At 58.8% G+C, this 25,688-nt stretch carries 23 protein-coding genes and 3 tRNA genes; 7 read left to right on the top strand and 19 right to left on the bottom strand.

Annotated elements, in window-relative coordinates; genetic code table 11:
* Positions 1-6: 6 nt before the first annotated feature.
* From HY282_00515 to miaA, 8 genes are all read right to left on the bottom strand, one after another.
* A complete protein-coding gene (locus HY282_00515) occupies positions 7-543 on the bottom strand; it encodes a YfiR family protein (GenBank protein MBI3802229.1) in 537 nt (178 codons plus the stop codon).
* 403 nt (positions 544-946) lie between these two features.
* A tRNA-Thr gene (locus HY282_00510) sits at positions 947-1,021 on the bottom strand.
* Positions 1,022-1,062: 41 nt separating this feature from the next.
* Positions 1,063-1,857 carry a helix-turn-helix domain-containing protein gene (locus HY282_00505; GenBank protein MBI3802228.1) on the bottom strand — a complete coding sequence of 265 codons (795 nt, stop codon included), beginning with the start codon at positions 1,855-1,857 and terminating at the stop codon, positions 1,063-1,065.
* A gap of 143 nt (positions 1,858-2,000) precedes the next feature.
* The gene (locus HY282_00500; GenBank protein MBI3802227.1) at positions 2,001-2,768 is read right to left on the bottom strand and encodes a tetratricopeptide repeat protein; all 768 of its coding nucleotides are present in this window, start codon (positions 2,766-2,768) and stop codon (positions 2,001-2,003) included.
* A 58-nt stretch (positions 2,769-2,826) separates the two neighbouring features.
* Positions 2,827-3,735, bottom strand: coding sequence for a sugar kinase (locus HY282_00495; protein ID MBI3802226.1), 909 nt, complete (start codon positions 3,733-3,735; stop codon positions 2,827-2,829).
* A 108-nt stretch (positions 3,736-3,843) separates the two neighbouring features.
* A complete protein-coding gene (locus HY282_00490; GenBank protein MBI3802225.1) occupies positions 3,844-4,656 on the bottom strand; it encodes a hypothetical protein in 813 nt (270 codons plus the stop codon).
* Positions 4,649-5,593: an S-methyl-5'-thioadenosine phosphorylase gene (mtnP, locus tag HY282_00485; protein ID MBI3802224.1), complete on the bottom strand. Its 945-nt coding sequence runs from the start codon at positions 5,591-5,593 to the stop codon at positions 4,649-4,651. The genes HY282_00490 and mtnP overlap by 8 nt, the downstream gene beginning before the upstream one ends.
* A gap of 85 nt (positions 5,594-5,678) precedes the next feature.
* Positions 5,679-6,647, bottom strand: a complete 969-nt coding sequence (gene miaA / locus HY282_00480) for a tRNA (adenosine(37)-N6)-dimethylallyltransferase MiaA (GenBank protein MBI3802223.1) — start codon at positions 6,645-6,647, stop codon at positions 5,679-5,681.
* A gap of 473 nt (positions 6,648-7,120) precedes the next feature.
* Between miaA and HY282_00475 the strand changes: the two genes are divergently transcribed.
* The 6 genes from HY282_00475 (at position 7,121) to HY282_00450 (ending at position 15,148) form a co-directional block, all read left to right on the top strand.
* On the top strand, positions 7,121-9,706 hold the full coding sequence (locus HY282_00475) for a glycosyltransferase (protein ID MBI3802222.1): 2,586 nt from the start codon (positions 7,121-7,123) through the stop codon (positions 9,704-9,706).
* Positions 9,703-11,505 carry an ABC transporter ATP-binding protein gene (locus HY282_00470; GenBank protein ID MBI3802221.1) on the top strand — a complete coding sequence of 601 codons (1,803 nt, stop codon included), beginning with the start codon at positions 9,703-9,705 and terminating at the stop codon, positions 11,503-11,505. Before HY282_00475 ends, HY282_00470 begins: the two co-directional genes overlap by 4 nt.
* 84 nt (positions 11,506-11,589) lie before the next feature.
* A complete protein-coding gene (locus tag HY282_00465) occupies positions 11,590-12,750 on the top strand; it encodes a glycosyltransferase family 1 protein (protein ID MBI3802220.1) in 1,161 nt (386 codons plus the stop codon).
* Between the two features lie 4 nt (positions 12,751-12,754).
* Entirely contained in the window at positions 12,755-13,339 is a 585-nt protein-coding gene (locus HY282_00460; protein MBI3802219.1) for an acyltransferase, read from the top strand.
* The gene (locus HY282_00455; GenBank protein MBI3802218.1) at positions 13,332-13,922 is read left to right on the top strand and encodes an acyltransferase; all 591 of its coding nucleotides are present in this window, start codon (positions 13,332-13,334) and stop codon (positions 13,920-13,922) included. Before HY282_00460 ends, HY282_00455 begins: the two co-directional genes overlap by 8 nt.
* 71 nt (positions 13,923-13,993) lie before the next feature.
* Positions 13,994-15,148 (top strand): hypothetical protein, encoded by a 1,155-nt coding sequence (locus HY282_00450; protein ID MBI3802217.1) that lies wholly within the window; start codon positions 13,994-13,996, stop codon positions 15,146-15,148.
* A gap of 55 nt (positions 15,149-15,203) precedes the next feature.
* Here HY282_00450 and mutL read toward each other — a convergent pair whose 3' ends face one another.
* The 11 genes from mutL to HY282_00395 form a co-directional block, all read right to left on the bottom strand.
* Positions 15,204-17,078, bottom strand: a complete 1,875-nt coding sequence (gene mutL / locus HY282_00445) for a DNA mismatch repair endonuclease MutL (GenBank protein ID MBI3802216.1) — start codon at positions 17,076-17,078, stop codon at positions 15,204-15,206.
* A gap of 80 nt (positions 17,079-17,158) precedes the next feature.
* On the bottom strand, positions 17,159-18,016 hold the full coding sequence (ybgF, locus tag HY282_00440; protein ID MBI3802215.1) for a tol-pal system protein YbgF: 858 nt from the start codon (positions 18,014-18,016) through the stop codon (positions 17,159-17,161).
* A gap of 21 nt (positions 18,017-18,037) precedes the next feature.
* Positions 18,038-18,613: a peptidoglycan-associated lipoprotein Pal gene (pal, locus tag HY282_00435; protein MBI3802214.1), complete on the bottom strand. Its 576-nt coding sequence runs from the start codon at positions 18,611-18,613 to the stop codon at positions 18,038-18,040.
* Positions 18,614-18,678: 65 nt separating this feature from the next.
* Entirely contained in the window at positions 18,679-19,506 is an 828-nt protein-coding gene (locus HY282_00430) for a hypothetical protein (protein ID MBI3802213.1), read from the bottom strand.
* 43 nt (positions 19,507-19,549) lie between these two features.
* The gene (gene pal / locus HY282_00425) at positions 19,550-20,146 is read right to left on the bottom strand and encodes a peptidoglycan-associated lipoprotein Pal (GenBank protein ID MBI3802212.1); all 597 of its coding nucleotides are present in this window, start codon (positions 20,144-20,146) and stop codon (positions 19,550-19,552) included.
* An 89-nt stretch (positions 20,147-20,235) separates the two neighbouring features.
* Positions 20,236-21,483 carry a Tol-Pal system beta propeller repeat protein TolB gene (gene tolB / locus HY282_00420; protein MBI3802211.1) on the bottom strand — a complete coding sequence of 416 codons (1,248 nt, stop codon included), beginning with the start codon at positions 21,481-21,483 and terminating at the stop codon, positions 20,236-20,238.
* Positions 21,484-21,536: 53 nt separating this feature from the next.
* Positions 21,537-22,442 (bottom strand): TonB family protein, encoded by a 906-nt coding sequence (locus HY282_00415; protein ID MBI3802210.1) that lies wholly within the window; start codon positions 22,440-22,442, stop codon positions 21,537-21,539.
* A gap of 257 nt (positions 22,443-22,699) precedes the next feature.
* Positions 22,700-23,119, bottom strand: coding sequence for a biopolymer transporter ExbD (locus HY282_00410; protein MBI3802209.1), 420 nt, complete (start codon positions 23,117-23,119; stop codon positions 22,700-22,702).
* Positions 23,120-23,271: 152 nt separating this feature from the next.
* Complete coding sequence (locus tag HY282_00405; protein MBI3802208.1) at positions 23,272-23,760, bottom strand: MotA/TolQ/ExbB proton channel family protein; 489 nt, start codon at positions 23,758-23,760, stop codon at positions 23,272-23,274.
* A 341-nt stretch (positions 23,761-24,101) separates the two neighbouring features.
* Positions 24,102-24,178 (bottom strand) — tRNA-Asp (locus HY282_00400).
* Positions 24,179-24,338: 160 nt separating this feature from the next.
* Positions 24,339-24,414 (bottom strand) — tRNA-Val (locus tag HY282_00395).
* 147 nt (positions 24,415-24,561) lie between these two features.
* Here HY282_00395 and HY282_00390 point away from each other — a divergent pair.
* Positions 24,562-25,680: a hypothetical protein gene (locus HY282_00390; GenBank protein ID MBI3802207.1), complete on the top strand. Its 1,119-nt coding sequence runs from the start codon at positions 24,562-24,564 to the stop codon at positions 25,678-25,680.
* The last annotated feature ends 8 nt before the right edge of the window (positions 25,681-25,688 follow it).

Raw genomic sequence — 25,688 nt, 5'->3', positions numbered from 1 at the left:
TCGAATCTACGTCGGATTGCCGACGATCCGGGCAAGCTTCAACAGCTGAGAGCTTGGCTTTAAGCCGGCCTGTTCGACCGCAGCCACATTGATTGCAAAGCGGACCCGGTTCTGATCAACCAACAATTGGACCATTCCCCCCTCATCGGCAAACCGCCCCAGATCGCTGACGGTCAGGATCGGCGCACGGTCAAGCCGCTTTAAAATGTGGGAGACATTCGGACCTTCCGAATCGCTGATGAAGAGGATATTCGCGCCGGCGACCTCCTCGACTTTTGGGTATCGCTTCACTGCAATGGGTCGATCGTGGACCGTCTTCCCCGCCACCGCCTCATCAATCAAACTTCCGAAGGGATCCTGTCCCAAGATTCCGATCACGAAGGGCTGGCCTTCCGGAAGGGCCTCCGCTGGCCACTCGACGAATTTGGCAAAATTGTAGAGAAAAGCGGCCTTCACCTGATACTCGGAGAGAGAGACCGATTCGGCCCGAAACGAGAAAAGAAGCGTTCCGATAAAGATGAATAAGAAAAAAGCCCTCGCCAAAAACAACTCCGATCCGGTCGGGGCGGAGCACAATGCCCGACCGGCATGCCGCCTCGATTTTAAAATATTCGAAACTGCCGATTCGGTTGACGCAAAAACCGCTGCGGAAGCTGAGAAACACTCTCGGTACGAATTAAAAGACAATCGTATCCTCGCTTAGTCTATTTTTCAAGGAAAAATCTCTCCCCTGAGAACTCACTGAGCACCGATGCGAGCGTTTAGGGGTAGGCCCGCGGGGAGGTTAAAAGCGGCGAGTTATTTTCGTTGATCCGTTTAAGACAGGAACGTCGAATGGGTTCCAAAAAAAGAGATGGTTGAAACGATTTTTGTTGAGGTGACTCAGGAAAGTGGCAGGAAATTCTGAGAGGGTCTCATTAAGAAACGGCGAGAGGGAGACTTTTCATGGAGCCGGCGGTCAGGATTGAACTGACGACCTGCTGATTACGAATCAGCTGCTCTACCACTGAGCTACGCCGGCGTCGCTCCTTTTTACACCGAGGACTCTACAAAATCAAGTCCTTATTGCCGGACGGTAATTTCTCGCTTCACCACCCGGCCGGTCGGACCGAGCGGACCGAGGTCTTGCCCATCCAAAGAGACCCGAACCCCGCCTGCGTTTCCGACGGTGAGGACAAATTTCTCCTTCGCCTCCCACCGGACCTTCTCACTCGGTTTTAAGAGGGCCTCCTTGGTCTCGGTCCCATCGATGGTGACATGCACCCAGGAAGGCTCCACCGCTTCGATCATCAAGACACGCGAGGGAGGAACGACGGAAGCCTCCTGCAGCGACGCCGGCGCCGGTGCCACCGGGGCCTGAGACGGCGCCCCTTCCCCTTCCGGGGCCGGAATGGGAGAGGGGGGCTCGGAGGGTCCCCCTCCCTCCGGAGCAGGAATTTCATGAGGGGGGGGTGAAACCGGCTCTCGGCCCTTCGGCATGAGAAAGGCGACCGCCAAGAAAAGGAGGATTACCCCAATCACCGCGAGCGCCGCCCAGAGCGGAAAGGGGAGGCGATCGGGCTGCTTCCGCTCGATATAGGCCGGCACCTTCTCTTCGACCACTTCAGCCGGAGGAGGCTCGGTCTCCGGGCCCGCCCCGGAGAATCGATCTAAGACGGCAGTCTCGTCGAGGCCGATACAACGGGCGTAGCTTCGGAGGAATCCCTTGGCGGAGACGACATTGGGGAGTTGATCGAATCGATTCTCCTCGATCAGCCGGATGAATCGGACGGCAATCCGAGTCCGGGCTGCAACCTCCTCCATCGAAATCCGTTTGCTTTCCCTTTGTTGCTGGAGAAATTCACCTAAATTTTCCATCTGCCAAACCTATTCCATTGGGCTCTTGGTGCGCTCCCGAATTGATGATCCAACATTTTTTCCATGGCGTTGTAGACCGGTCGGAGGGGACTGAGGGCTCGCCCGACCCCTCCATTATATCAGCGGACCGGCGAAGATGCAGGTCAGCGAAGCGCATCCAAGAATTTCTGCGCCTCTTTCGCTTGCGGGCTTTTGGGGGAGAGATCCACCACTTTCTTGAACGCGCCTGCGGCAAGCCCTTTGGAGCCCTCCTTCAAGTAGGCGGAGGCCAGATTGAGGTGGGCATCGAGATAATTCGGCACCAGGCGGATCGCCTCTTGGTAGGAGGCGATGGACTCTTTAAACTTCCCGGTTTGGAGGTAAGCCTTTCCCAATTCATTTTGTGAGACGGCGATGAGCGCCGGTGAGCCGGGCGGGGTGAGTCGGACCGCGGTCTGGAGCGAGCGGATCGCCTGATCGTATTTCCCCTGTTTGATGTAGACCATTCCGAGATTCAGATTCGGCTTTTCCGGGGTATCGTACTGCGGGTTTTTGAGCGCTTCTTGATATTCGCTCACCGCCTGATCCAACTTCCCCTGGGCCTCATAGGTTTTGCCGAGGTAGTTGTGGGCGTCCGAAAACTTCGGATCGATCGAAAGGGTTTTCTTGAATGAGGCGATCGCCTCATTATAATCCTCTTGGAGAAAATGAACATGCCCCAAGGCGTACTGTGCATCTCGGTGACCCGAATCGATCTCGACCGCCTTTTGGAATTCGATAAAGGCCTTCTGGAGGAGAGTGTCGTTCAGATACGAGACCCCCAACTTATAATGGGCCGAGGCCTCCTTCTCCTTTTTAACTTGCGCCTCTTTCATTCCGCAGGCGGCACACAGCGGGATAAGAATCAAGATCAGTGCGTTCTTCCAACGCATTCGGCTCCTCCTTCATGGATGGAGATAGATACGGCGCCCGATGCAACGCCGCCTTGTTTCAGATGCTTTCGAAAGAGGTCAACGACTTAAACTCTTGATACCGTGCATTGATCTCCTCGCGGGTCAAGTCACGCATCCGGTCGAGACTGAACGCCTCGACGTTAAAGGAGGCCATGACACTTCCGTAAATGACCGCCTGTCGGATCGTCGCCTCGTTCACCGTCCCGTTCTGCGAGAGATAGCCCATAAACCCTCCCGCAAACGAATCGCCCGCTCCGGTCGGGTCAAAAACATTTTCGAGCGGAAACGCGGGGGCGGCAAAAGTGGTCTGGCCATTGAACATCAGCGCCCCGTATTCCCCTCGCTTAATGATGAGGGTCTTGGGGCCGAATGAGAGGATCTTCTTGGCGACCTTCACCAGGTTGAACTCACGGGCCAGCTCGCGCGCCTCGCCGTCGTTGATGATGAAGATGTCGACCTCACCGAGGGTTTTAATCAGCGCATCCCGCTTTCCCTCAATCCAGAAATTCATTGTATCACATGCAACCAATTTTGGCTGCTTCACCTGCTTGAGCACATCGAGCTGCAATCCGGGATCGATGTTGGCGAGGAAGACGAAATCGGCATCTTTATAAGACGCCGGGAGGGTCGGCCGGAACGATTCGAAGACATTTAATTGCGTCTCGAGCGTCTTCGCCTCATTGAGCTGAAAACCATACTCCCCGCGCCAGCGGAACGTCCGCCCGGAGCGCCGCTCCAGCCCTTGATAATCGATCCCTTTCTTTTTCAAAAATTCAAGGTGCGCTTCGGGAAAATCCTCCCCGACCACCGCCACCAGCTTCACGTCGGTGAAGTAGCTCGCCGCCGTCGAAAAATAGGTGGCCGATCCCCCGAGCACCTCCTTTGCTTCGCCGAAAGGGGTTTTCACCGAATCAAACGCCACCGACCCGACCACCAATAAACTCATAATGCCTCCTCAAAAGTTAAAAATGCGGATTGCGGAATGCAGATTTTGGGATAAACACAAAATCTCATTTGGTTCACTCCGCAGTCCGCATTCCAAAATCCAAAATTGCTACGACTGACATCCTTTCGCAACGGAGACCGGTTTCTCGGCGACGGTCCGGGCCAGAGCGTTCGTCAAGCTCCGTGCCGCCGAGATGAAAACATCCTCCACCCGCACCAACTCTTTTCCGGCCTCTTCCACCACTGCGGCCTCGCCCTTCCCAATCCAGACCGCCTGGCCACACTGACTGTCCCAGATCTCGCCCCGCAGGGCGACACTCTTTCGAACCTCTTCCGGGATCATGCTGGGGCCCGAAGCGAAGACGGAGATCTTTCCGGCGACGGCGCTCTCCCTCCCCTGAACCATCCGGGCCTCGGTATGCTTGTCGGCCAGGTCGACCGCTCCGATAAAGAGATACCGGACCCCTTCAATCTCTCCCCAGTACTTTGCCTCGTCGAGCGTCATTCGCCGTTTCTCGGGATAGGCCTTCACGAACGCTTTGTACTCTTGAAGCCGATCCGCGGCAATGACCTTATCAATGGCCGCCGCGCGGGGGATGATATGCGCCTGCGGAAAAGAGAAGCGGAGTCCCTGAAAGAGCTCATAGGCGGCGTTCTGCTGAAATCCTTCCGGCGCATCGGTAATCAGGACGGCCAACACGGCGAGCCCGCCCGATTTCAGCGCCTCCGGCGTAAGCCGGGAGGAGACGAGATCGACCTGGGTATACTCTTGAACGGGAGGGGGGACGTTCGGCGGAGCAAAGAGGGCGGCGCAACCGGTGAAAAGCAGGGCGGCGGATCCGAAAATAATCGACGCGACGAGGGGGGCGCGACCTTCCCCCTGCAAACCGCCGCCTCTTTTTTTATACGGAGCTTCAGACATATTTTCCGATGATCGGTTTTAGATCGGCCCGCGTCTTTTTGGGAACGGCCGACATCGGGGTGATGATGGCATGCTTCATCGCTTCGGCGCAGGGACAGCGCCGCTCCTCTCCGATCCGACCGACCGCCGCCTGAATAATCTTCTTCGAGAGGGCAACATTTTCCAGGAGGGTTTTGATGACCATCTCCACCGTGACCGGCTCTTCGGAAACATGCCAGCAGTCATAGTCGGTCGCCAGCGCGATCGTGATGTAGCAGATCTCGGCCTCGCGGGCGAGCTTTGCTTCGGTGGCGTTGGTCATGCCGATGACATCGATCCCCCAGCCGCGATAGATCTGTGATTCGGCCCGGGTAGAGAATTGCGGCCCCTCCATGCAGAGGTAGGTCCCGCCCCGATGCGTCGTCGCGCCGACCGCCGCCGCCGCTTCCTCAACGATTCCCCCCAGCTCCGGACAGACCGGGTCGGCAAGGCTGACATGCGCGACGATCCCTCCGCCGAAGAAGGTGCTCTTTCTCCCCTTTGTGAGATCACAAAACTGGCTCGGGATGGCGATATGCCCCGGCACAATCTTCTCTTTCATGCTGCCGACCGCGCTGACCGAAAGGATCCGCTCGACGCCGAGGGTCTTCATGGCGAAGATATTGGCGCGATAATTGATCTCCGAGGGGAGCAGGACATGCCCTTGTCCGTGACGGGCCAGAAAAGCAACCGGCGTCCCTTCCAATGTGCCGAGGATGAATTTTCCGGAGGGCTTCCCGAACGGGGTCGAGAGGGAGAGCTCCCGGACCTCTTTCAGCGCCTCCATCTGATAGAGGCCGCTTCCGCCGATGATCCCGATCCGCGCTTGAGAAAGGCCTGAAGCACCCTTCCGGGAGGTTGTTTTCGTCCTCTTTAATGAGCGGCCCGCCGGCTTTTTCGATCGTTGCTTCTGCGCCATGATTTTTACCGTCTTCGCTCCCGTCTTTACGTCTGTCTTTTACCCTGTCTTTACCTTATTGTCCGATCGGAAAAATTGATCAGGATTATAACATAATCTTTAAATACTTCAAGCTGAGAATCCGCTCGGCGGTCTCCTCCGGCGGCTCGTCCGGCCGCAAATCGAGCCATTCGATTTGGGGATCGGCCCGAAACCAGGTCATCTGCCGCTTTGCATAACGGCGGGTCTCCCGCTCGAGGATTTCCACCGACGCCTCCAACGTCCGCTCGCCCTGAAGATGGGGGATCATCTGTTTGTACCCCAATCCCCGCATCGACTGCAGGCTGGGTGAATATCCCGCCGCGAGAAGATGGGCAGTCTCCTCCACCAATCCCCGCTCGATTTGCGATTCGACCCGCCGTGTAATCCGTCGGTAGAGATCTTCCCGATCTCGCCGCAGCCCGATGAAAAGATACGATCCCTTCGGCGGCGCGTTGAACCGATGGGCCGCATGCAGCTCGGAGAGCGGTCGGCCGACCCGTTGATAGACCTCGAGCGCTCGGATGATTTTGGGGAGATCATTCGGGTGAATCCGCCCCGCCGCGGCGGGATCGGCCTCGGCAAGCTGCCGGTGCAGCGTCCCCGCGCCCCCTTCCTTCTCCTCATCCATAAGACGGCTTCGAAGATCCCAATCGGCCGGCGGCCCCTCCCACAGTCCATAGAGAAGTGTTTTCAGATAGAGGCCGGTCCCTCCCTCGATAAAAATCAACTTCTCCCGTTGGCGCAGCGCCGCGATCTTCTCCTCCGCATATTTTATATAGGTTCCGGCCGAGAAAGGGTGATCGGGGGGGATCAGATCGATTAAGTGCCGCGGAACGCGCGCCCGGGCCTCCCGGGAGGGCTTGTCGGTGCCGATGTCCATCTGTTGATAGACCTGGCGGGAGTCGGCGACAAGGATTTCCGTATTTAGGGACAGGGCGAGGCGCTCGGCGATGGCGCTTTTCCCGACCGCAGTCGGACCCACCAGCACGATCCAAGGCCGCTCCTGCTTTTCTATAAAATCAGAATTCGACATTTCCTTCTTGACATGGAGAAGACGCAAACCCTACGATATATATAAACCATTGCAACATTAGTTCCACCTTTTGTAGATAAGCAACCGGTGGGGACCAGCCGGCGCTCCAGAAGGGGTCGACTGCTTTCGCGAGTTATACCATCTTCATGAAATTAAAGGTAGCCTCCACCTCGGCAGTCTTCCCCAAAAGAAACGGTGATTTATGACTTTTTTAGTGATCCGCACCCCAGCAATCCATTCTCTACGCTTTAAATTCGGCTGGTATCCGGCTGAAAATGCTTTCCAAAAAGGTCTTCTCTGGAAGCAATGATTGGCCCGTTTAAAGATTGCCCTGATCGCCCGATGATTTCTCGATGATGTCTGAGGAAACCTTTTCAGATCATCACGGTTGATCACAACCTGAATGTAAGAGCCATCACAGCCACGTTAAACCGAGTCACCCAAAAGCCATCCGTTATGTAGAAGGGACACCAATGACGCCTGACAGCGATACGATCCAAGCTCCCCGGGTCGGGACCCAAACTGCTTCCTTGCTTATTCCGACCCATCCAAAACTCCAACGGCCGACGGTCCGGGGAAAGTTCCTCTATGTCGGCGAGGAGAAATGGTATCTTCGGGGGGTGACCTATGGAACCTTCCGTCCCCGCGGGCCGCATCAGGAGGAATATTCGCCCGATCAGGTGGAAGCGGATTTCGATCTGATGGCCAAAAACGGAATCAATTCCGTTCGGACCTACACCGTGCCGCCCCGCTGGCTTCTCGATGCCGCCCAGCGACACGGCCTGCGGGTGATGATCGGACTTCCCTGGGAGCAGCATGTCACCTTTCTTGATGACCCGCGCCGCGCCGCGGACATTGAAAACCGCCTTCGTGCCGGGGTCGCCGCCTGCGCCGGGCATCCGGCGCTCCTCTGCTACTCGATCGGCAATGAGATCCCGGCCCCCATCGTCCGTTGGCAGGGTCGACGTCCGGTCGAGCGCTTTCTGGAACGGCTCTACCTCGCCGTCAAGAGAGAAGATCCGGGGGCGTTGGTGACCTATGTGAATTATCCGACCACCGAATATTTGCAGCTGCCGTTTATCGACCTCTTCTGCTTTAACGTCTACCTTGAATCGGAAGCGACCCTCAATGCCTATCTCGCCCGCCTTCAGAACATCGCCGGGGAGCGGCCGCTGATCATGGCGGAAATCGGGCTCGATAGCCGTCGAAATGGCGAGGAGGGTCAGGCAGAAACGCTCGACTGGCAGATTCGAACCGCTTTCTCCGCCGGCTGCGCCGGCGCCTTTGTCTTCTCTTGGACCGACGAGTGGCACCGGGGAGGCCACGATATCGAAGATTGGGATTTCGGTCTCATCACCCGAACGCGCCGCCCGAAGCGCGCGCTCGCCGCCGTGAGAAAGGCATTTTCCGAGGTCCCCTTTTCTTCCGACCTTTCCTGGCCGCTGATCTCCGTCGTTGTCTGCAGCTACAACGGCGCGAAGACCATCCGGGATTGCTTCGAGGGGTTGATGCGGCTCGACTATCCGAATTATGAAGTCATCGTCGTCGATGACGGCTCGACCGATGAGACCGGCGCCATCGCCGAGGAGTACGGCTTTCAGTTGATCCAGACGGAGAATCGGGGGCTCGGAAGCGCCCGCAACAGCGGGCTTGCGGCTGCTCGGGGAGAGATCGTCGCTTATATCGACGATGATGCTTACCCCGATCCGCACTGGCTCACCTATCTCGCCGCGATGTTTATGCGGACCCCCCATGTCGGGGTCGGCGGTCCGAATCTCCCCCCGCCGGAAGACGGATCGATCGCCGATTGTGTCGCCAATGCACCGGGGGGACCGATCCATGTACTCCTCTCCGATCAAGAAGCGGAGCATATCCCCGGCTGCAACATGGCTTTTCGCCGCTCGGCGCTCCTTGCCGTCGGCGGCTGCGATCCCCAATTCCGCGCGGCGGGAGACGACGTCGACCTCTGTTGGCGACTGCAGCAGCGGGGCGGCACCCTCGGTTTTAGCCCCGCGGCGATGGTCTGGCATCACCGCCGCAACTCGGTGGTCCGATACTGGAAGCAGCAGCAAGGGTACGGCAAGGCGGAGGCGCTGCTCGCCAAGAAGTGGCCGGAGAAATACAACACCGCCGGCCATCTCACCTGGTCAGGACGCCTCTACGGAAAGGGATGGACCCAACCGCTTGGATGGGGGGCGCGCATCTACCACGGCACCTGGGGAAGCGCCCTCTTTCAGTCGCTCTATGAGCCCCACCCGACGACCCTCGCCTCGCTGCCGCTCATGCCGGAATGGTACCTTCTTCTTTTATTCTTGGGAGGGCTCTCGCTCCTAAGCCCCCTATGGAAACCGCTCTGGACGGTGGTTCCTCTTTTTCTCCTCGCCCTGGTCATCCCCGCAATTCAATCGTGGCTGAGTGCGCGGCGGGCCGTTTTCCACGGCGCCCCACGTGGCAAGCGCCTGCTGAAGCTGCAGGTCATCACCGCCCTCTTGCATTTGATTCAACCGCTCGCGCGGCTGATCGGCCGTCTGCGCCACGGCCTCTCTCCTTGGAGGGGGCCCGGCGGCGGTAAACACCCCGACCCGCTTCCTCAAAATCAATGGGCTCTTCCCCTGCCCCGGAACGCGACCGTTTGGAGCGAGCGCTGGCAATCGGCCGAATCCCGGCTCTACACTCTCCAATCGATCTTGAAAGAGAAGTGTGGAAAATATACCGAGCCGTATCTCCAGTGCGGCGGCGATTTTGACCCGTGGGATCTTCAATTGCAGGGCGGCCTCCTCGGCGCCACACGGCTGCAAATGGTCATCGAGGAGCATGGAGGGGGAAAGCAGCTCGTTCGCTTTAGGGCCTGGCCGAGGATCACCCAGGGGGGAGGCCTCCTGTTCATTCTGTTGCTGACCCTGTCTGCTGCGGCGATGGTCGACCACGCCTGGATCCCCGCCGCTATTTTTGGCGCAGGCGCCCTCTTTCTCATCGGGCGGGCGGTTCAGGAGTGCAATGAAGGACTCTCCTCTCTTCTCGGCGCCATCGACCAGACCCAAGGAGAGCGGAAGGGATGACCCCTCGATCAGGCGTCACTCTTTATCGACGGATCCTCCTGCAAGCCCGGCCCTATTGGCCTTTCCTCGGCCTGATCCTTCTCTGCGATCTTCTCGCCTCCCCGCTCTTTCTCCTGACCCCCCTTCCGCTGAAGATCGCGGTCGACAATGTGATCGGGGGGGCGCCGCTCCCCTGGTTTTTGGACCTTCTCCCCGAGGGGTCGGTTCAGACGCCATTGCGGCTGCTCTTCATCGCAGCCGGGTTTCAGGTCTTGATCGTCCTTCTCGGCCAGGCGCAGGAATTGACGAATTATTTTCTTCAGACCTATGTCGGAGAGACCCTCACCCTCGGCTTTCGATCGACCCTCTTCCGCCATGTGCAACGCCTGTCGCTGGCCTTTCATGATTCGAAAGGAACCGCCGATTCGATCTATCGGATTCAATATGACGCCCCGGCGATCCAATGGATCACCATCCATGGCGTCATTCCGATCGTCACCTCGGGGGTGACATTGATCTCGATGCTTATCGTCACGGCCCGGATCGATGGGCCGCTCGCCCTGATCGCCCTCGCCGTCTCTCCTTTCCTTTTTCTCCTCTCTCGCGAATACAATCGCCGGATGCGGACCGATTACCAGGCGGTCAAGGGGTTGGAGAGCAATGCCCTTAAAATCGTCCAAGAAGTGTTGACCGCCGTCCGGGTGGTGAAAGCGTTCGGACAAGAGACGCGGGAGGAAAGTCGCTTCGCGAAAGAGTCGGGGGCCGGGATGCAGGCACGGCTTCGACTCGCCCTGGCGGAGGGCCTCTTTGGACTGGTCATTAACTTGATGATCGCCGGCGGCACCGCGGCAGTCCTGTTTATCGGCGTCCTTCATGTCCAATCGGGGCGGCTGACCCTCGGGGAGCTGTTGATCGTGATCACCTATATCTCGCAACTGTATGGCCCGCTTCGGGCGATCAGCCGGCAGACGGCGACCGTTCAGTCCTCCCTGGCGAGCGCACAGCGGACGTTCGAATTGATGGATGAGCTTCCGGAAGTCGTCGAACGCCCCGATGCCCGACCGCTTCAGCGAGCCGCCGGGGCGATCGCCTTCGACCGTGTCTCGTTCGGGTATGATCCAAAACATCCGGTCTTGCGGGAGATCTCCTTCTCGATTGAGCCGGGAATGCGGGTGGGGGTGGTCGGCCGGACCGGCACCGGCAAAACAACGCTGATCAGCCTGCTGATGCGGCTCTATGATCCGACCGAGGGAAAGATCTCCCTCGACGGCATCGATCTGCGCGACTATCGGCTGGCGGACCTCCGGAATCAGTTTGCGATCGTTCTCCAGGAGCCGGTTCTCTTTTCCACCCGGATCTCGGAGAACATCGCCTATGCCCGCCCGACCGCCGGCCAGGAAGAGATCATCGCCGCCGCGCAGGCCGCCCGTGCAGATACCTTTATCTCCCGACTCCCCGACGGCTACGACACCCTCGTCGGCGAACGGGGGATGCGTCTCTCCGGAGGAGAGCGGCAGCGGATCTCACTCGCCCGCGCGTTTCTGAAAAATGCGCCGCTGCTGATTTTGGATGAGCCGACCAGCTCGGTTGACACGGCGACCGAAGCCGAGATCATGGGGACGATGGGCCGGCTGATGCAAGGGCGGACCAGTTTTTTGATCTCCCATCGCTTGAGCACCCTTCAATATTGCGACCTGCTCCTCGTCATCGAGGGGGGACGGCTGGTCGATCTTCTCTCCGATCCCTCCGCTTACGTCGGCGCCGCCCATCACGCCGACGATCTGAAACGCCATCTGGAGGAGGAGCGATCCCGTGATTGAGGACGCCTCCGATCGGCTCGCCGCTCGACCGGCGCAAACCGGCCTGCACGCTCTTGGGGAGAGACGGTGCGAGCGGATCGAAGCATGAGGGCCGTCGTCACCGGAATGATTGCAACCTATCCCGTCGGCGGGGTCGTCTGGGATTATGGTCAATACCTCCTCGGTTTGGAACGGCTTGGATTCGACGTTTTTTACCTGGAGGACACCGGCTGGCAGACCTATGATCCGACCCGGAAGGAATATGGCGAGGATGGCACCTATGGGGCGCGATTTCTTCAGCAGTCGCTGGCAGATCTCTCCCCCTCCCTGACCGATCGATGGCATTTCCGCGACATGAATGGGAAGAGCTATGGGATCGATGCCACGACGATGGCCGAGATCGTCGCCGGCGCCGATCTCTTTCTCAATGTTTCGGGCGGCTCCCTCTTGCGGGAAGAATATATGCGCTGCAGGCGCAAGGTGTTCATCGACACCGATCCCGGCTGGAATCACTTCGTCAACTTCCCGAAATGGGATCGCCGGCCCGGCTGGCAGGGAAGCCGCGGTTACCGCGCGCACGACCACTTCTTTACCTACGCAGAACGGATCGGTCAGCCGGATTGCGCCTTACCGACGCTCGGCCTTCCATGGCAGCCGACCCGTCCCGTCGTCATACCGGAGCGCTGGCGTCCGGCCCCCCCGGGAAACCGATGGACGACGGTGATGACCTGGAATAACTTTCAGAAGCCGATTGAACACGCTGGAGTCACCTATGGGAGCAAGGAACGAGAGTTCGGGCGGGTGGAGGAAATCCCATCACGCGCGGCGGCCTCCTTTGAGGTGGCGGTCGGCGGAGCGGGGGTCCCCCACGACCGCTGGCGCTCCTTGGGCTGGTCGGTGATCGACTCCCACTCGATCTCCGAGACCGCCGAGGCCTACCGCTCCTACATTCAAAGCTCCCGGGGCGAGTTCAGCGTCGCAAAGAACGTTTATGTCGCCACCCGGTCGGGGTGGTTCAGTTGCCGCTCCATCTGCTACCTGGCGGCCGGGCGTCCCGCCGTCATTCAGGAGACCGGATTTTCCGGGATCATCCCGACGGGAGAAGGGCTCTTCGCCTTCTCAACCCCGGAGCAGGCCTTACAAGCGATCGCTTCAGTCGAAGCAGATTACAGCCGGCATCAAAACGCGGCGCAAGAGATCGCCCGGCTCTATTTTGACTCGAAACGGGTCTTATGCGATCTGCTTGAGCGAATCGGATTGGGATAGGACGATGGACCTTCGTGAAATCACCGGCGCCTGGGACCACGCCTCTTTACCCGCCAATGTTCGCGTCGGGGAAGGTTGCTATCTGGAGCGCAAGGAGAGCTTTGCCCGGTTTCGAAGCATCTGCGAGCCGGGGCTGACAATCGGCGATCGAGTCAAGGTCTATACCTGGACGACCTTCAACGTGGAGCCCTCCGGGCGGGTGGAGGTCGGCGACGATTCGATTCTCGTCGGCGCGGTCTTGATGTGCGCCGAACGGATCCGGATCGGGAAGCGCGTCATCCTCTCCTATCACGTCACGATTGCCGACTGCGATTTCCACCCCCTCGATCCCGACCTCCGCAAAGAGGACGCGATTCGAAATGCGCCGGGAGGAGATCCCAATCAGCGGCCTCCCTTGGTGACAAGCCCCGTCGTGGTGGAGGATGACGTCTGGGTTGGAATTGGGGCGATCATCCTCAAAGGGGTCCGCCTCGGAAGGGGAGCACGCGTCGGCGCCGGCGCGGTCGTCACCTCGGACGTCCCCCCCGGAGCCTCCGTCGCCGGCAATCCGGCGAAATGGGTCCGGCCGGAGGTGCGGGCCGATGAATAATTCCACCCTCCTGCCGCATGATTGGTTTGGAAAACCGCTCCCGCCCAACGTCCTCCTCGGGGAAGGGAGCTGGCTCTACAGCTCGTTTTCGTTCCTCCACTTTCGCAGCGAGCGTCCGTGCGGCCTGCGGGTGGGACGGAACAGCGGAATCTATTCAGGCACTTTCTTTAACCTCGGTCCGGAAGGAGAGGTCGAAATTGGCGACTACTGTACATTGGTCGGGGTCATCCTCTCGACCAACCGCCGTGTCGTGATTGAAGATTATGCCCTCTTTGCGCACGAGGTGGTCATCGCCGACTCCTTCGCGGACATCCCGTTCGGTCCGGGGGAAGGAGAGGGGCGCCGCGCCCCTCCGACATCCCAGACCGAAGTGATTATCCGAGAGAATGTCTGGATCGGCGCGCGCGCCGTTCTTCTCTCCGGCGCCCGGATCGGAGAAGGGGCGATTGTCGGCGCGGCCGCCGTCGTCGACTTTGAGGTCCCCCCTTATGCCATCGTCGCAGGCAATCCGGCCAAAATCGTCGGCTGGACGCGCCCTCGGGGAAATGGAATCGAATCGGAGCGAGCATCATCGAAACCCTAGTATTGGAGAGAGAGCCCGCAACCGTTCGCCATGGTTTGATCTAACCACGGCGGGCGGATAAAAGGCATATCATGCAACGTCCCCTTCGAATCATTCTCCTCGGGTATATCATTCGCGGGCCGCTCGGTGGATTGGTCTGGCATCATCTGCAATATGCAATCGGTTATGCGCGCCTCGGATATGAGGTTTACTTTGTCGAGGACAGCGATGATTACCCCTCCTGTTACGACCCGGTTCGAGATCGGACCGACACCGATCCGACCTATGGGCTGTCATTTGCGTCGGAGATTTTCAAGCAGGTCGGACTGGCCGATCGCTGGGCCTATCACGACGCCCATACCGGGCGGTGGCATGGGCCGTGCGGTGATCGGGTGATCGACCTCTGCAAAAGCGCCGACCTCCTCCTCAACCTCTCCGGCATCAATCCCCTTCGCCCCTGGTTTCAATCGATTCCGGTCCGGGCGCTGATCGACACCGATCCGACCTTTACGCAGATCCGCCACCTGACCGATCCGGCGGCCGGAAAGCGGGCGGAAGGACATACCGCTTTTTTCTCTTTCGCAGAAAACATCGGCACCCCGCGCGCCTCCATTCCGGACGACCGATTTCCCTGGCAGCCGACCCGGCAGCCGGTGGTCCTCGATCTCTGGCCGCAGACGCCCGGCCCGGAAGAGGGCAAGTTTACAACGGTGATGACGTGGGATCCCCATTATCCGGCGTGCGAATATGCCGGCCGGCGTTATGGGATGAAGGCGGAGAGCTTTGGTCCCTATATCGACCTGCCGCAGCGGGTCGGAGCGGTTTTCGAGCTGGCCGTTGGAGGCCCTTCGGTGCCGCGCGCGCTTTTGTCGAGCAAAGGGTGGGGGCTCTGTAATCCGAGAGAGCCGACCCGGACCCCCTGGACCTATCAAGCGTATATCCGGGCCTCTAAAGGGGAATTCACCGTCGCCAAGGAGGGCTATGTAGCGACACGGAGCGGCTGGTTCAGCGAACGGAGCGCCGCCTATCTGGCGAGCGGCCGGCCGGTCCTCACCCAGGAGACCGGCTTCTCCGATTCGATCCCGACCGGCGCAGGGCTTCTGACGTTTCACTCCCCGGAGGAAGCGCTCGCCGGCATTGAGGAGATCAACCGCCGCTATCCGTTTCATTGCCGGGCGGCCAGGGAGATTGCCGAGGCCTACTTCGACGCCGCAAAGGTCCTCCCCGCGCTGATCGACCGCGCATGACCTCCCGCACCGCAACAAACGGCGGGTGAACGGCCTCTTGCGGAGATGGACGCGGTTATTTTCTTCTGAAGAGTTTTTCCAATTCGAGGAGAGGATATCGGAGGAGGATCGGCCGGCCGTGCGGACAGGTCGGCGGGGTTTTCATCTCAAAGTAGTCTTTGAGCAGCGCCTCGATCTCCGGGGAGGTCAGCGGCTGGTTCGCCCGGACCGCGCCATGGCAGGCCATCGACGCGATGACGTTGAGGATCGGCTGCTCGGCCTTGGACGAGATCTCCAGCGCCGCGAGATCGTCGGTTAAATCGAGCAAGAACGACTCAAGGTGTATTTTAGAGATGAGCGCCGGCACCTCGCGGACGAGGAAGGTCGTCTCACCGAAATGCTCGATTCCCCACCCGAACAGCGCCAGATCGCCGAGATAATCTCTCAATAACCCGGCTTTATTCAGCGGAAGATCGACCTGTTGGGGGACGAGCAGCGGCTGGACCGCGCCGAAAGGGCCGCCCCCCTGCGTCTGCTGCAGCGCCCGCCATCGCTCCAGAAACCGCTCATAAAGGATCCGCTCGTGGGCGGTATGCTGGTCGATGATCGTCAGCTCGCCGTCGATCTCCGCCAGAAGAAACGTTCCATAGACCTGCCCTAACGGACGGATCGGCGGGAGTTCCGCATGTGGGATGCCGAGTGCCGATTGGAAATCGGTCTGTTTCTCATTCCGCAATCCGAATTCCCCATTCCGCGGCTGTTCAGGCTCATAGGTAATCCCCTTCTCGGCCGACCAATAAGTCCCCCGCTTCTCCGCCGCCTCGCCGGGCCATCCGACCCAGCGCGACGGACGATCGGGGTTGCTTCCGCCGAAAGAACGGTCGGACGGCATCGGGAGGATTCGTTCGAACGGAACGGCCACCGGCAGCTCATCAAGACCGGCCAGCGAGAGGGTGTTTCGGAGGAGGCTTCGGACCGATTCATGAACCGGATCGGCTTGCTGAAAGCGAACCTCCCGCTTCATCGGATGGACATTGACATCGACCGCCGACGGATCGATCGAGAGAAAAAGGATGTAGCAGGGGTGCTCTCCCTTCATCAGATAGCTGCCGTACGCGTCATAGATCGCATGAGAGAGAAGCGGGCTTCGGACCGGCCGCTGATTGACAAAGAGATACTGATCCTTTCGATGGTTCCCCCGCAGCGGCGGACGGGAAAAAAAGGTGTCGAGATAGAGGCGGCCTTCATCCTCCCCGGCGGCGAGATGGCCGCCGCCATGCGCTTCCATCAGCTGTCCCATCACCTCTTCACCGAAGAGCTGAAGAATCCGGTCTTTAAGCTCCGAGACGGCCGGTACGTCGAAGAGAACCTTCTTCCCATGGGTGAGACGAAAATGGATCATCGGATGGGAGAGAGCCAGGTGAAAAATAATATCGGTCGCATGACTTAATTCGGTCTGCGCCGATTTTAAAAATTTCTTCCGGGCCGGCGTGTTGAAGAAGAGATCGCTGACCTCGAAGAGCGACCCGCGGGGGGCGCCGACCGTCTTCATCCCCTCGACCCGTCCCCCCTCCAGAATGATCTCCGTCCCCTCCGTCTCCGACGCCGCCTGGGTGACGAGTCGAACCCGCGCGACCGAGGCGATGCTCGGGAGCGCCTCTCCTCTGAATCCGAGGGTGGTGATCGCGGCGAGGTCGGACTCCTCGGCCACCTTGCTGGTCGCGTGCCGTTGAAAGGCAAGGAGCGCATCTTCACGCATCATTCCCTCGCCGTCGTCTTGCACGACAATCCGGCGAATCCCCCCCTCGGAGAGGGTGATGAAGATTTGACGGCTGCCGGCATCGATCGCATTCTCGACCAGCTCTTTGACGACCGAAGCGGGCCGCTCGACCACCTCGCCGGCGGCGATTTTATTGGCCAAGCTTTCCGGCAAAATCTGAATCTTAGACATGTCGTTCTTCCCTGAAATCTCTTGAAGAGGCCTCCGGATGGCCGAGTGTGGTTTTTTGGGCTTTCACTCCGAATTCCACCCTATCTTAGGCCGGCGAGCCGATCTTTTGCAAGGTTCGATTCGTTGGAGTTGGGGAACTGCTCGATCACCTTTTTCAAATAAAGACGCCCCTTGATCCGGTCTCCCAGCTCAATATAGGCGTACCCCTCTTTCAGCAGGGCGTTCGGCGCCTTCTCGCTCTTCGGGTATTGCTGGACGATCTGCTCGAACGACTCAATCGCTTTATTGAACGCTTTTTTATTGTAATGGCTCTCCCCCGTCCAATAGAGCGCCTGGGGAATCAGACCCGAAGCGGGATACTGCTGTGTAAAGTTTTGAAATCCGATGATCGCAAGGTCGTAATTTCCCTTGAGATAGTCGTTGTAGGCGAGATTGTAGGCTTCGGTCGGGGTGAGGGAGGCCCCCCTTGATTTGGGATCGATGCTCTTCCCCGGCAAGATCGACTTCCCTTCGGAAGGGTCGGGGGCCTTGACCGGCGCCCCCTTCTCCAGCGCCTGCACCCGGGCTTCCAGGGCATCGAGCCGGCTCAACAGCTCTTCGGTTCGGAACGTTTGATCCTCCATCCGCTTGGCGAGCGCGGAGAGGAGATGATTCCCCTCATCGACCCGGCCGTTCAATGCCTGCAGGTCGCCGCCGAGGCCGTCGACGCGGACCATCAGGTCGGCCGGCATCTTCCCACCCGATGCCGACGACGAAGCCGACGGGGGCGTTTTTTCAATCCGCTCCAGTCGGCCTTGAAGCTCCCGCTGATGTCGCCGCACCGTATCGATGTCGCTCTCCATCTCGACAACGCTCGACTGGAGCGCACACCCCGCCAAGGAGAGAAAGAGGACCATCCCCCTCCATCCCCCGCTTCCCAAGAGATCAAAACGCATCATTCATCCTCTTATGGCATCCTCTTACGGCGTCACAACGAAGTGAGCCCGGCGATTCTGCTTGTAGCAGTTCTCTTCATGCTGATTGCAGAAAGGCCGCTCCTCGCCATAGCTGATCGTCTGAATCCGACTCTTATCGATCCCCAACGCGGTCAGAAACCGCTTCACCGCCTGGGCGCGCCGCTCGCCGAGCGTTAAGTTATACTCCTCGGTCCCCCGCTCATCGGCATGCCCTTCGATTCGGATCTTAACCCGTCCCTCAGTCAACCGCTTTGCATTTTTCTGAAGGTTCGCCTTCGATTCCTCTTTCAAGATCGCCTGGTCGTATTCGAAGAAGACATCGAGCAGATCGTCGCTCTTCTCGGAGGCGGCCGCCATCTGCTCATTCCGGTTCTCTTGAATGGAGGAGGGGTGGTCGGTTTGAACCCGCTCCTCATGAATTTTTTCCTCATTCACTCCCGGCGGGGGAAGGCTCCCGGCCGACCGCTCATCGCTGAGCGTCGCCGTCCCTGAAACGGGGGTGATCTTCTTGGCGCATCCCCCTTGTAAGAAAACCAAACCGACTCCAACCAACACAAACAGAAATGATCCCTTCTTCATCAACGTTCCTCCCAATCGTGCGTCCACTGCCCTTGCCGAATAACCATCCATTCTTTTTAAATCCGCTACATTCCCCCGGGCGCAGCCGGATTTGACGGCTCGCCCGATCCCTCTTCTTGAAGGGAAGATTGCTTCCCCTTGGGAGCGACCTTCGACTCCAAGACCTGCACCCGTTTGGTCGTCTTGCTCAGCAGTTTCTCCTGTTCATCGACCTTGGCCGTGATCTTCTCTCCGAGCAGATCGAGCGCTTTCGAGAGATCGACCAGGCTTTTGCTCAACTGCTCCACATCGGTCCCGCCGATCTGGCGGAGCTGTTTTCCCATCTCATCGAGCTGGGCTGCTTGGGCGCTCAGCGCCGGCTGGATCTCCTTGGAGAGCTGCGTGAGGTGGCCGGCCACCTCTTTCAGCCGTCGGTCCTGCTCTTCCGAGCCCTTCTGAAGTCCGGCGCTGATCCGCTTGACCTCTTCAATCTGGGCCTGCAATGCCTTTTGAAGCGCTTCCGATTTTTTCTCCTGTTCATTGAGGCGGAAGGCCAAATTCTCGACCTGATGGGAGAGATCTCCGGAGCGGCGCTCTTCCTTCTCAATTTTTCCCTGGATGATCCGAAGCTGGATGTCCCCTTCATCGAAGCGAATATCGACATCGGCGCGTCTTTTCTGAAGATCGGCGAGCCCTTTTCGATTCTCCTCCTTTGCCAGCTTCAGATCGGCCTGAAGCCGGGAGAACTGCTCCTGCATTTCCTTCATCTGGGCGTCGAGCCGGACAACATGCTCTTCTTTCTCTTGCTTGCTCCGAACCTCCCGGCGCTCGTCGGCCACATCGACCATCCGAAGGGAATATCCGCATCCTTGCAGCAGGACCACTCCGGCGATCAAAAACACGGAAAATCGCATCCGCCCCTCCTCTTTCCCAATCGGTTCCATCAACATCCGCCGCCTACTTGGGGCCGCCGACGAAGTGGGCCCGGCGGTTCTTCTGGTAACAATCCTCCGACCTGTCGCTGCAGAACGGCTTCTCCTCCCCGTAGCTGATGAAAGAGAGCCGCGACGGGCTGACCCCCATATTCACGAGGAAGTTGAGAACCGACTTGGCGCGCCGCTCGCCGAGCGTTAAGTTATACTCCTCGGTTCCCCGCTCATCACAATGGCCTTCGATCTGGATCTTTTCCTGAGGATGGCTCGTCAGCCATTGTGCATCGGCCTCCAAGATTTTCCTCGACTCGGGCCGGATCGAAGCTTGATCAAAATCGAAAAAGATGTCTTGAAGCGCGGAGACCGACTCGCCCCCCGGCGCTCCCCCCTCCATCCCCGATTTATCTCCTCCCGCCATCGGCGGCATTTTCTCTTCCACCGGCGGCGCCGGGCGCGCCATCGGCGGCTCGATCGGAGCGGTTGAGGCGGGGGGCTCGGCCGGTTTTTCTCGGCCGACGCCCGCCGTCCCCTCGGTCGAAGAGACCTTTTTGGGACAGCCGGTTAATACGAACGCCGCGAATAAGATAAACAGTCCTGCGAAATATGAAAAGCTCCTCCCCATGTGTTTCCTCCGTAAACGATGCCCGTTGGTGTGGTGTTGCGAATAAAAATTTTGACCCTTGCCCCGCCGTTCGAAAGTCAAACGGACGGTCACTTCGGCGACCAGGCCGGCGCGGTGTTATTTGCTCCATTCGACGTCAGCCGGATCAGCCCGGTCCCGTCGGCATGGATCGCATAGATCTGATTTGTTCCGGTCCGATTGGAGGTAAATGCCACGTCTCGGCCATTGAGCGCCCAGGTCGGCGACTCATCATCCCAGGGACCGCTCTCCGTCAGGTGGACCGACTGCTGCCCGTCGACGCTGTCGACGCAGATCTTCTGACGCTTTTCCGCATTCCGGCAAGCGTAGGCGATCCAATCCCCCTTGGGAGACCAGGAGGGCGAGGTATTGTAGTCGCCCCCGAACGTCAGACGGTGCACATTCGATCCGTCTGCATCCATCAGATAGATCTGCGGCGTCCCTCCCCGATCGGAGGTAAAGGCAATCTGCCGTCCGGTCGGCGACCATGAGGGGGAGAGGTCATCCGCTCCGTTGAAGGTGATCCGCCGGATATCTCCCCCGTCGGGACGCATCGTATAGATTTCGGAGTTGCCGTCTTTGGTCGCCGCAAAGGCGACCCGATCCCCCTTCGGCGACCAGACGGCCGAGAGGTTCAATCCCGGAAAAGAGACCATCCGTTGGCGCCGTCCGGTGTTGAGGTCGAGAAAATAGATGTCGGGATTTCCTTCCCGGTATGACGTATAGCTGATGATGCCGGCATCGAAGGACCACCGCGGGGAGACGACGATCCCCCGGTCTCCGGTGATCCGCATCTCGTTGGCGCCGTCGTAGTCCATCAGATAGACTTCCTTCCGACCGCTGCTGTCAGAGACATAGGCGAGCTTGGTTTGGGCGATCCCCGGCTCACCGGTAAAATAGGAGACGAGCTTGTCCGAGAAGCGATGGGCCATCGCACGAATCGATTTCCGGTCGCCGGTCATCCGGACCGCCACGACCTGCTCGCCTTTCGCCGTCTCGTAGGCGTAGCTCTCCAACACCCACTCCTCCCCCTTGGCGGTCAGCTTGGCCCACGCCATCACCTGAATTCCCTCGGTCGCCGCCTTGGCGATCGTTTTCGCATCGGGCGCGCCGGTCATTCCTGAAGCCGGAAGGATCTTGGTCCGTTCGACGACTTTGAAAAACTGAGAGCGCTCCAGATCGGCCTGAAGGACCGTCTCTGCGACCAAGATCTGCTCCGCATTCTCTCCCTCTCCCTGGAAAGGAGAGATGATCAACGGGATCTTCTCATAACCGGAGCGGGTCGTTCCGATAAAAACGTCGGCCGCATACCCGGACATCTCCGAAAGAAGAATTCCTATCAGTATCAGAACAAGAAACCCCTTCCGCACGCTTACGAACCCCTCTGAAGAGTGAAGCTGAAATGAACCTTCAGCGGGTCTTCCGTAAGCCCTTCGGGAAGCGGCGGCAGCGGATTGGCGTTGTAGACCGCGCGCAGCGCCGCCTGATCAAACTGGCTGTTGCCCGAGCTTTTCTCAACTTCCGGGAGCTCAATTCGACCGCTCCGGGTGACGCTGAATCGGATGACCGCTTCTGTCTGTTCTTCATGATGGGGGGGGGCCCAATTTTCGCTTATTTTGTTCTGAATGCTTCGCAGATAATAAGGAAATTTAAAGAGCGATGGATTCAACGCCGCTCCAGCGGCGGCAACGACGGCGGAGGCCGACGCTTCCTGCGTCGGCGCCGGGGCGGCCGGGGCTGCGGGAGCGGGCGTCACGGGACTCTCTTCCTTCGAGGTGGTAAGCGGTTGCGATTCGGTTGGGATCGGGGATATCATTGGACGTTTCGGCATCTCCTTCGCCGGCGCCGGAGCGCTCTTCGGCGAAACCGGAGGTATTTTAATCGATCCTACTTTTTTTTTCCACCATTCTTGTAGCCGCTCCGGATCGGGCTTCATCGGAGGCGGAGGCAATCCCTTTGTGGCAGGCGCCTTCACGACCGGCGCCGGCGGCGGAGCCGGTCGCGCCGGTGCGGCCGCCGGAGGCCGCGGGGTCGGCGCTTGTGGAAGCGACGGGGGCGCGGCGGGAGCCGAAGGAGCGTTCGATGTCGGAGAGACCAGGGTCACTTGATAACTCTGAAGGGAGGGCGACCCGCCCCAAAAAATGCGGCCGAAGGCGACCAAAGAAAAAAAGGCGAGATGACAGAAGACGGAGAGGGCCACCATTCGGGAAAGCCCCTCTGTCCGACGGAAAGCGATTCCATTTCCAGACTCCCAGTCGGAACTCCAACGCGCTGCCATCGATCTCCCATGAAATCGCTGCCACATTGGCCGATGCGGCAACGATCCGGCGCTTCCGATAAGCGCTCTACATAAAATTAAAAACAGCGGCGGAAAAAATCCGCCCGGAGACGATCGATTTCGCCTTTCACTCGCGAAAGGCAACGCTCCGGCAAACATTATACCAGGAGACCGATCAATTTCGACAGAGAAATTTAGGTTCTCGCCGAGCGCCTCATCGGAGGCGCGAAGGGGCAGACGGAAGATCTGACTGGAAGCTAACGGGAAGAGGAGTCCTTCTGAAGCGGTTCCGTCACGATGCCGAGCTTGTCGATTCCAGCGCGCTTGATTAAATCCATTACCTGAACCACCGTCCCATAAGGAACATCCCGATCGGCGCGAAGGTAGATCGAGACATCGGGTGAGGCCCCCTTCAATGACTGGAGCCTTCCCTCCAGCCGGGCCATTCCGACCTCTTCCTTATCGAGGTAGACCGATTGGTTCTTTTCAATCGTTAAAACCTTCCGCTCATCCGCTTTAATGGTGTTGGTCGCCGCCTGCGGCAGCTTGATATCCATCCCACGGTACAGGAGCGGCGCGGTCACCATGAAGATGACCAACAGCACGAGCACCACGTCGACCAGCGGAACCACATTAATCTCGGCCATCAATTTCCGATGGCGCTCGGATGAAGACATCATTTTCTATCTCGTTCTATATTCGGCTATTCTCTACCAGATCGGCCGGATCGGCGATTTATTATTTGATTAAATAGGGGTATCTTCATTTTACCGGATACATTCTTCGCTGAGAGGCGACCCCCTTCTCTGTGAGGGATCGACCGACGGCGCTATCTCACCTTCCGGCCGCTCTCTGTGAGGTGGAACATCTTCTCCTCCACCAACGAGGTGAGCTCCGACGCGAAGACTTCCAACTGGACTTCCATTTTACGGAGTTTATTAACGAAGATATTATAGGCGATCACCGAGGGAATCGCCACAAAGAGGCCCGCCGCCGTGGCGATCAACGCCTCCGACACCCCCGGCGCCACCGAAGCGATGTTCGCATTTCCCTGCCGGCCGATTTCCTGAAAGGAGTCGATGATTCCCCAGACGGTTCCAAACAGCCCAACGAAGGGAGCGGTGTTCCCCACCGTTGCAAGCAGATGAAGGTAGCGCTCCTGATGGGCCATTTCGTCCTGGATGCCGCTCTGGAGGGTGCGCTGAAGGCCGGCCAAAATCATCGGACGGTTCCCATCGAGCGAGGGGGAGAGCGACTCCCCGCTCCCTTCAAGATAAGGCCGCATCTTATCCATCGCCGCCTGATAAATGACCACCATCGGTCCCTCATTCCGTTTGAGGGCCTTCTGTTGGATCTCCACCAGGTTATCGGATTTCGAGAAGAGGACCAAGAAACGGCGGTTCTCAGCCTCGGCCTTCCGCAGCGTAATCCACTTATAGAGGATGATCGCCCAGGTGACGATCGAAGCGATGAGGAGAGCAGTCAGGACAAACTTTGCGACAAGACCGGCGGCAAGAACCAGTTCTAAGATGGAAGCGTGTGAACCTGGCAAAACGGTTGGATCTCCTTGAATCGGTACATTCCTAAAGCGTTAAATTAGGACGGATGTGAATCGTAATGGCTTCTCTGTTCGATCGATCTGTGATCTTCAATACAAGATGGCGGGGCCGACGAGGATCGAACTCGCGACTTCCGGCGTGACAGGCCGGCGTTCTAACCAGCTGAACTACGGCCCCCGCATCACCTACGACCGTTTTTTTATCTCGCCCGGATCAATGCTCCGAGCAGGTCAATACGATATTAAGCAAATATAAAGCAACGCTTACAGCAGATCTTCCGCAACGCGCGCAACGTCTGTGTGAATCTCGGTCCGATTTCCTGATCCGGCCTTTCATGTGGTAGGCGGAACAGGGATTGAACCTGTGACCTTCGGCTTGTAAGGCCGACGCTCTACCAACTGAGCTATCCGCCCGATGGCCACCGTTTGCGCGCTCGATAACAGCTTATGAACCACGGGAAGGATCGCACCGTACGGTTCATATGACTTGATCAGCCGGGCAATGTTTTGTAGAATACTACCAACTTTTTTGTTTGTCAACAAAAACGGAGCCCTGGCTGATTGAAATTAAGACTCTCCGCAATCGTTCTGATCCTCCTTTTTACAGGCTGCTCGCAGCCGACTCCGATCTCACCCCCTCACCCGACGCCGCCTCCCCGCTTCACCAACTTTGAGACCGGCGCAAATGTGAAGAGCCTCGCATTCGACGGAGCGGACCTCTGGCTTGGATTGGCCAGCGGCCTGATCCGCTACGACACCCGCACCCCCGACCGCCATGAGATCTTCACGATCCGATCGACCCAAGGGCTCCTCGCAAAAGGCATTTACAAGGTGGCGGTCGATCGCCAAGGGAGGAAGTGGGTCGGCACCTACGGGGGCGGCCTCTCGCGATACGACGGAAAGGAGTGGGTCACCTATACCCCTTATGGCGGCGGGCGGATCACCTATGATACGGCCTGGACGGTCTATCCGACGGGCAGCGGGCTCGGCGACCTCTGGGTCTATGACATTTATTTTGATTCCGACGGCACCGCCTGGATCGCTACCTGGAAAGGGGTCAGCCACTTCGATGGAACGCGCTTCACGACCTACACCGAAGCCGACGGTCTCCTCGACAAATGGGTTTATGCGATCGCCAAAGACCACAACGGAAATTTTTGGTTCGGCACCGAAGGGGGAATCAACCGATTCGACGGAAAAAATTGGACCGGCTACACCCATCGCGACGGGCTCGGCGCCGACGTCGGCGGTGCAGCGAAAGGAACAGCAGAAAGCGGTGCTTCTTCTTATGACGAATCGGGACACCACGGCGGGATGCGGAAGGAGAACCGCGCCGCCAATGCCGATTTCGTCCTCGACATCGCCGTCGACCGGGAAAATAACATTTGGGTCGGAACGTGGGGGGCGGGCCTCTCCCGCTTTGACGGAAAGCGGTGGACCACCTATACCGCCGGAAACGGGACGATCGGTGGCAACTTCGTCCACGCGGTCGAGATCGACACGAACGGCGTCCTCTGGATCGGAACCGATCATGGGATCTCTCGATTTGACGGAAAGACATGGCGGACCTACACCGTCGCCGACGGCCTCCAAGACGACAATGTCTTCTCGATCGCCTTCGACGCACAAGGGAACAAATGGTTCGGCACCTGGACCGGCATGAGCAAGATGGAAGAGTAAGAAGAACA

This window comes from Candidatus Manganitrophaceae bacterium (genome assembly GCA_016200325.1).
Taxonomy (GTDB): domain Bacteria; phylum Nitrospirota; class Nitrospiria; order SBBL01; family Manganitrophaceae; genus Manganitrophus.
This window is presented reverse-complemented; position numbering and strand designations above follow the sequence as displayed.